The organism is Vibrio sp. 10N.222.55.C7, from assembly GCF_041473335.1.
GTDB classification, from domain to species: domain Bacteria; phylum Pseudomonadota; class Gammaproteobacteria; order Enterobacterales; family Vibrionaceae; genus Vibrio; species Vibrio crassostreae_C.
Genome location: NZ_JBFRSC010000106.1, coordinates 1 through 1,277 on the forward strand (window position 1 = coordinate 1; position 1,277 = coordinate 1,277).

Sequence of the window (1,277 nt, forward strand, 5' to 3'; positions counted from 1 at the left end):
GACTGACCATTGGCCAAATGGTTAAATGCGGGATTGGTGGCATCAACAATTAATGTATGACCATCAGTATCTAAGGTAATGCCCGTTGGAAGTTGGCCCGACTGAGGTTGACCATCGATGGCATATTCAAGGTGACTGATGGTTAAAGCGTCGCCGTCTTTGTCTGTGGCACCTACTAGCAGATTGAGGGTGTGATGATTATCGGCCCCCTCACTGACACTGTCGGTTAAAGGCGTCACATCAGGGTTGTCGTTAACCGCAGCTAAGTTGGTGGTTGCGCCAGTGTGTGTTACACCACCGTGTGCATCTTTGACGTCATAGCTAAAGTGCACCGCGCCGTTGTAGTCTTTTTCTGGGGTAAAGGTGAAGGTGCCGTCTTGGTTGTCTCGAATGGAGCCATGGTTGGCAATAAGGTTGGCGACGGTAAGCTGACCTTGGTCGTTATTATCAATATCGGTTGCATGCGCCAGTAAATCAGTCGCAGTAATGGTTTGAACAGAGTCCTCCTTGCCTGAGTTTAACTGTACCTCACTTGATACTGTGGGGGCGTCATTAGTGCCGTGGATGGTAATAACGATATCGTGGGTGGTGCCATCTTTAGAGTGCACTGTCACGGTATCCGTCAAGGTTTCGCCTTTACCTAAGTGCTGGATTTCAGGTTTGCGGTTATCTATGTAGTAATTCCAGTTTCCTTTTGGGTCAATTTCCAATTGGCCACCCAGCGGTGAAGAATATGGCCGCCACTCTGGGTGCATTGCTGCAGAGATAAGGGTTTTAAAATCAAAACCTGATTCATCTTTGTCGGGGTCAATAGCAGTTAATGAGCCTTGAGTCTCCAATTTATAGGCGTAGTTTCCTTGCACGCTGGCATGAGGGTTTAGGTCTTCAGTAACACTGCTAATATCAATGCCAGTAATAACAGCATTATCCTGTACCGCCGCTAAAGTGGTACTGGCGCCAGTGTGTGTCATACCACCATGGGCATCCTTAACGTCATAACTGAAGTGTACATCGCCGTTGTAGTCTTTTTCTGGGGTAAAAGTGAACGTGCCATCGGCATTTAACGCAATAGCACCATGGTCAGCCTGTAGGTTTTCAATGGATAGTTTGCCAATATCGTTATCATCGATATCAGTTGTGTTAGCAAGTAGCAGTGCTGGGGTGAGGACAATTTTGCTATCTTCTAAGCCATTCGCTAAACGCACTTCAGCCGAGGCAATTGGCGCATCATTGGTGCCATGAACGGTCACTGTGATATCTTTTTTAGCACTGCCATC

1 protein-coding gene is annotated in these 1,277 nt (G+C 47.3%); it reads right to left on the bottom strand.

Going from position 1 to position 1,277, the window contains the following annotated elements:
* Window positions 1-1,277, bottom strand: a 1,277-nt coding sequence (locus tag AB4482_RS22855; RefSeq protein ID WP_372181791.1) for a cadherin-like domain-containing protein, incomplete at both ends; no start/stop codon positions are given.